Annotated in this window: 7 protein-coding genes; all 7 read right to left on the bottom strand. The window is 47.2% G+C overall.

Going from position 1 to position 6276, the window contains the following annotated elements:
- Positions 1 to 224: 224 nt before the first annotated feature.
- The 7 genes from ACVA53_RS23040 to ACVA53_RS23010 are packed head-to-tail and all read right to left on the bottom strand — an operon-like array spanning position 225 to position 6178.
- Positions 225 to 1031 carry a sulfite exporter TauE/SafE family protein gene (locus ACVA53_RS23040; RefSeq protein ID WP_446506396.1) on the bottom strand — a complete coding sequence of 269 codons (807 nt, stop codon included), beginning with the start codon at positions 1029 to 1031 and terminating at the stop codon, positions 225 to 227.
- Positions 1031 to 2263 (bottom strand): anaerobic sulfatase maturase, encoded by a 1233-nt coding sequence (locus tag ACVA53_RS23035; RefSeq protein ID WP_446506395.1) that lies wholly within the window; start codon positions 2261 to 2263, stop codon positions 1031 to 1033. The genes ACVA53_RS23040 and ACVA53_RS23035 overlap by 1 nt, the downstream gene beginning before the upstream one ends.
- Positions 2264 to 2321: 58 nt before the next feature.
- On the bottom strand, positions 2322 to 3719 hold the full coding sequence (locus tag ACVA53_RS23030) for a glycoside hydrolase family 1 protein (RefSeq protein WP_446506394.1): 1398 nt from the start codon (positions 3717 to 3719) through the stop codon (positions 2322 to 2324).
- Between the two features lie 21 nt (positions 3720 to 3740).
- Positions 3741 to 4640 carry an ROK family protein gene (locus tag ACVA53_RS23025; RefSeq protein ID WP_446506393.1) on the bottom strand — a complete coding sequence of 300 codons (900 nt, stop codon included), beginning with the start codon at positions 4638 to 4640 and terminating at the stop codon, positions 3741 to 3743.
- Positions 4631 to 5551, bottom strand: a complete 921-nt coding sequence (locus ACVA53_RS23020) for an ROK family protein (RefSeq protein ID WP_446506392.1) — start codon at positions 5549 to 5551, stop codon at positions 4631 to 4633. The genes ACVA53_RS23025 and ACVA53_RS23020 overlap by 10 nt, the downstream gene beginning before the upstream one ends.
- A gap of 4 nt (positions 5552 to 5555) precedes the next feature.
- Entirely contained in the window at positions 5556 to 5870 is a 315-nt protein-coding gene (gene chbA / locus ACVA53_RS23015; protein ID WP_446506391.1) for a PTS N,N'-diacetylchitobiose transporter subunit IIA, read from the bottom strand.
- Positions 5871 to 5881: 11 nt separating this feature from the next.
- On the bottom strand, positions 5882 to 6178 hold the full coding sequence (locus ACVA53_RS23010) for a PTS sugar transporter subunit IIB (RefSeq protein WP_446506390.1): 297 nt from the start codon (positions 6176 to 6178) through the stop codon (positions 5882 to 5884).
- Positions 6179 to 6276 lie beyond the last annotated feature (98 nt).

Below are 6276 nucleotides of genomic sequence, written 5' to 3'. Positions count from 1 at the left end.
GAGCGTACCACTTTCGGCAGTTGGCTTCCTCTTTTACACCTTCCCATGAGTGTCGCACTTATTATCTGAATTCAGGCCATAATAAAAACATTTTCAATCATGATGGCTTCCAATAAATACCGAATTTTTAAAAGATAAAATAACCAGCAATAATATATGAGGTTAAATAAAAAACAGGCAAAACAGATATTATTAATGTCGTAAACATAACAGTACTTAAATAATTAATACGCCAATGTAAGTGCTAACGCTCCCATTATCACCATTAGCGTAAGGGTATATAATTGCTGCTCGGAAAACTTTTTGACCAAACGGATTGCCACCGGGACACCAACAAATGCGCCCATCGTCATAATAACGGCCGTTGATAACTCACTTTGGCCACCACGGCTGTAATTCAAAGCAGTGATCCCCGACAAAGCCAATGCCATCACTACCGATGAACCAATGGATTTTTTCAAATCAATCCCTAATAGCGAATTGAATGCCGGCAGCAGCATGACGCCACCGCCAACACCGGTCGAACCCAGCACAGCACCACAGACCCCTCCCGCGCACATAGCAACGTGTTTTCCCCTTGGAGCCGCCTGCTCATTATGTACTGTCGCTGATTGCTTTCTTTTTCGATATAAAGAAAACAACGACAGGAGCATAATGCCAACAATCGCTAATTCAACGGTTTGGGTCAGCAAGGAGGCATAGTACACATGGTTATTTAAATAAATGACCAGCTCAGTAATTAATACCGTGCTCGGAATTGCTCCAAGCAACATCAATCCCAGCGCTTTCCACTCAACATTACCTGCACGAATATGGGACAAGCCCGCATTCACTTTCACAAAAGTAGAGATCAAACTGGCCGTACCCACCGCCATTACCGTCCCCATCCCGAAAAAAAACTGTAAGATAGGTATGATCAATACCCCACCGCCGACTCCGGTTAAGCCTAGGCACAAACCAATTAGAGCACCTAATAATAATTTCAATGCGCCATCAAAAGTCAGTATTGATGAAACTAATTCAATAACCATTATTGTTTACTCTCGGGGTTTGGATAATGGAGCTGTAAAAAAGACATAATGTCTGAGGGCGCTTTTTGCATTTTCAGCAAATCACGCATTATTTTCATATAAGGTTCGGTATGGCGGTAATATTGCTGATACCCCCCACACAAATAGTTATGATGGGGATGCCCTTGCTTGGACGTCGAAAAGCGGTGTTTGGGGCAACCACCATGACAAGCAAAGCGATAGGTACACTGTTGGCAGCTAGGATTTAAACTCGCCCGTTTATTCTGACCAAATGCGATCGCTTCCTTACTATTATTGAGCTGGCGGATTGTCTGTTGGTGGATATTTCCCAATTTATATTCTGGGTAGACAAAATGATCACATTGGAATAGGTCGCCATTGGCCTCAAGCGCAAAGGCATGACCGCATTCAGCTGAATGGACGCAAATACCGCTTGGTTGCCCGCACCAACTTGCCAGCGTTGCATCAAAGGCTTGGACAAAGACGTCTCCAACATCCCGCCTAACCCAAATATCAAACACATCACAGAGAAACTGGCCGAACTGGTTCGCATCAACACTGAATGGTGCCAATTCTCCAACCGCATCGCCCGGTTGGCACAGGTGCAATCCAGGTTGGCTACTTGCCACTCGCTCCACAATCGGGATAAATTGAATGTACTTTATCCCAAGCTCTCGAAAGTGTTCATATAATTCAGCCCCAGACTCTGCGTTGTGGCTACCAACAACCGTTAACACATTGAATCTGATGTCATATTCTTTAAGTAAAGAAAGAGCGTTCACTACCTGCTGGTAGCTCCCTCTCCCCGAGCGGGAAACCCGGTAGGTATCGTGTATCGCTTGCGGTCCATCAATAGAGAGGCCCACCAACACGTCATTTTTTGCCAAAAAGCGGGCCCATTCACTATCAAGCCCTATGCCGTTGGTCTGGAAGGAGTGTTGGATTTGTTTACCGTCAGCATATTGTTCAGAAAGCGCGATCGCTTTTTTGAAAAAGTCCAGCCCCCGCATAGAAGGCTCTCCGCCCTGCCAGGTAAATTCCACCAAGTGGCCTTGTTGGGCCGCAATATGCTGCTTCACGTAAAGCTCAAGAGTCTCTTCGCTCATCTGCCAACCTCTGTTGTTTTCTGTACGCAAAGCCGCTTTATCGAGGTAAAAGCAATATTCACAGTTCAGATTACAGATATTACTTGCCGGCTTTGCCATGACATGGCAAGCAGATATAGAGGTCATAATTTTTACTCATGGCCACCCTGTAAAAACAGGGTGGCTTTGGAAGGTATTGAGAGAATTAATCGGCAGTGAAGCTATTGCTCTGAGCGAGCGATTTGAACCACTGACCGTGGCGCTTGGGAATACGCTGGCCGGTTTCAAGATCTAAACGGAAGAAGCCATAGCGGCGCTTGAAAGAGTTAGTCCATGACCAGTTATCAATGAAGGTCCACTGGTGGACACCGAAACAGTTCGCCCCATCATCAATCGCACGGTGCAGTTGAACAAGGTGTTCTTTCATCAACGAAGTACGGAAGCTGTCATCAATCATGCCATCTTCTTGTGCTGCGCCTTCCGAAGTTTCATCCATGGCAATACCAATTTCAGCCAAGAACCAAGGCAGGTTGCCATAGTTATCCTTGATATTCTTAGCGATATCGTAGATTGCCGTCGGCAAAATTTCGTTATTGTCTCGATAAGGGTTGAAACGACCCGTTGGGTTGATGTAGTTCTCGAAGTAATACTCCGGTGTGAAATACGCTAGGTCATACTCGGCTTCACGTGCTTTTACACGACGAGGGACATAGTAATTCACACCCAAGAAATCGACTTTGGCTGATTCAATCGCTGCCATTTCCTCTGCAGCAACTTCCGGCATCAGATCGTGATGCTTGAGGATCTGACACAGTTCCTCTGGGTAGTAGTTCAATACCATTGGGTCGAGGAAGCTGCGGTTGAATAGCAAGTCAGCATAATGCGCAGCCTGCTTATCTTCCTCGCGATCGTCACGGGTATAGCTTGGTGTCAGGTTGAGTACAGTACCAATCTGCCCTTCACATGCCATTTCACGGAAAGCCAACACCGCCTTAGCATGGGCGACCGTAATGTTAAAACCTACCTGAACAGCCAACTTACCGTCTTTTTTGCATGGGTAATGGAAATCATACAGGTATCCGCCTTCTACCGGCACAATCGGTTCATTGAAGGTGATCCAGTGCTTGATTAAATGACCAAAGGATTTAAACGCTGTTTCAGCGTATTTCACAAACAGGCCAATGACATGTTTGGATTCAAAGCCACCGTACTGCTCCTGCAACACAGCAGGCATATCAAAATGGTAAAGGTTTACCATCGGCGTTATGCCATTGGCTATCATTTCCTCGAAGTAAGCCGTGTAGAAAGCAACGGCATCCTGACAAGGTTCACCGGTTTCCAGATCCTTGATCAGTCGCGACCACTGGATAGAGGTACGGAAGGAGTTGAAACCGACCTGCTTCATCAGCTGGACATCTTCCTGATAGCGATCATAAGTTTCACAGACTTTAGCTGATCCAATTTCCTTAAAAAAACGCTCAGGATGGTCGCGGTGCCAGGTATCCCAAATTGAATCATGGATTTTATTCTTGGTGCCTTCGGTTTGAATACCCGAAGCCGCAGCTCCCCATAGGAAACCTTGAGGAAAAGTATACGTTGTCATAGTGACCTCAAAAAAGATCTATCACGCCGCCTCTGGACAGCGAGATAAAAAGTGATAGAGAGCGCCGATAAGATTGGCATCATTGCCAGCCGAACATATCTTCAGCCGTGGCCGAATTTTACAAACCGGCTGTTGGTGCAAAATGGCATCGATATGCTGATTGAGGTGGTCAATCAGATCAGGCCTGCTACTGATAGCCCCGCCGAGCAGGATAAGCTCAGGATCAAGGCAGTACTGAATATTAAAAAGGCCCGTAGCAAGATGCTGGTACCATTGGTGAATGACCGCGCCGATCTCCTCGTTACCCTGATCAGCCATCTCAAACACCGTCAAGCCATTGAGGCTCCCTGCAGGTTGGTTGATAGCTTTAGCAGCCGATTCAATCAACCCACGGGTTGATGCCACATCGCTGAAAGTCAGGGGAAAACCATTGTCGTAACCGGCAATCATGTAACCAAACTCTCCGCAGTGCAGTTGGTACCCATGAGTGACAGCACTGTTGATCACAACGGCCCCGCCAATCCCCGAGCCGATCACCACCAAACAGCAGTCATTAGCCTCGGCGGCCTCACCCAGCCATAGCTCTCCCAACGCTGCACAATTGGCATCATTTTCAATCTCACACGGCAAGCCAAACTGTTCAACGAAGCCATGTTTGATATTTGGCCCATGCAGGTACGGCAAGGCACTGGAGCCAAAAATAACACCGGAGTCGCAATCAACGGCACCACATGAGCTAACCGCGATACCTTTTATCGGGTAGTGCTCAAGCTGCAGAGAGATATATGGGGTAATGGCTTGAAAAAAGGCTTCAATATTGGTTTTGGGGCTTGGAACTGATTGGCGGTCAACAATGGTGCCATTGGCATCTATTACCGCCAATTTAATGGCCGAGCCACCAATATCGACACTCAGGAACATAGGCTAGCCTCTTCACATTCTGGGACTAACCATGCTGCTCCCCTTACACCACTGGCATCGCCGAACACTGCTTGCCTGACATCAACAATGGCTTGAGGCGAAAACAAATACTTCGGCGTCTCCAGCTTCACATCTTCAATCAACCCTGGCACATTTGACATGCCACCACCAATCACGAAAGTGTCGGGATCGATGACATTGATGATACTGGCGACACTTCGGGCGATTTGTTCAACAAGCATCCGGTAGGCATGGCGCGCTTTCCCATCACCTTGCTGCGACAGATCAATCAGTTGTGGGGCACTGAAATCAGTACCGTGTTGCTGATTAAAGCCTCGACTAAATCCGGTGCCGGAAATGAAGCTCTCAATGCAATTTTTTTGCCCGCAGTAACAAGTGCGAGCAGGCCCATCAACCTCAGGAGAATAGTTGGGCAAAGGATTGTGCCCCCATTCACCTGCTATCGCATTGCAGCCTGTGATAAGTTGCTGGTTAACCACCAATCCCCCACCACATCCAGTTCCCAACACTGCGCCGAAGACGACCTTCTTGCCCTTGCCCGCACCGTCTACGGCTTCGGACAAGACAAAACAGTTGGCATCATTTTCGATATAAACAGGTCGACCCAATTTACTTTCTAGATCAGCTTTTAGATCGTGACCATTGAGGAAAGTGCAATTGGCATTTTTCATCCGCCCGGTATGCGGGCAGACGGCGCCGGGCAAACCAATACCGACCGAACACTGCGCGCCAACCGCTTGTTCGGCCGCCCAAACCGATTCTAAAATCACCTCGACAAAAGGCTCGTAGCTTTTTGGGGTTGCCACCCGGCTGCGAAAGACTTCTTCACCGTTAAGAGCAAGGACTCGTGTTTCTATTTTGGTGCCACCAATATCAAAACCGATTCTCATTTCTTTACCCCAATCGCTTGTAAAGCTGAATCATTTCTTCAACCAACTCACGGCAGAGCATCGAGGTCATCAAATGATCCTGCGCATGCACCAGAACCAGGGTCATTTGAACTTTGCCTTCACCTTGGTCATGTTCAATCAATTGGGTCTGTACTGCGTGAGCTTCATTGGCAGCGTTGCGAGCTTGATCCAGTTGCTCCTGTGCCTTATCAAACTCGCCTTTTTTTGCCAGTTGAAGGGCTTCATAGCTCAAACTGCGAGCCATGCCAGCATTGACGATAATCCCCATCACCAATTCTTCAAGATCTAACTTATCCATTTTCAGCTCCTTTAGATCAGTGAGATCGCCCAGTTCAACACTTTTTCACCATTTTGCATGCCGTAATCAATCGGGTTGATCACTTCAACAGGCTTACCATCAGCGCGGGAAGTCAGGGAATCTTTCATGTACCCCACTTGAGGGCCAAGCAGGATCACATCGTATTCCCCCTGCTGTTGATCAAACTGATCAGCACCATGAGCAGCAATGGCGGCTTCGATGTTGTTATCCGCCGCAGCTTGTTCCATTTTTCGTACCAACATACTGGTGGACATTCCGGCTGAGCAGCAAAGCATGATCTTGTACATAATTCGTTTCCTTTAACTTGACCAATCGTTTCATAAGTTTCATCATAATGAAATAAATGAAAACCATAAACATTTTAGCCATGAATTGAGAGGTGACG

The sequence above is a fragment of the Photobacterium sp. DNB23_23_1 genome, assembly GCF_052873815.1.
This window is presented reverse-complemented; position numbering and strand designations above follow the sequence as displayed.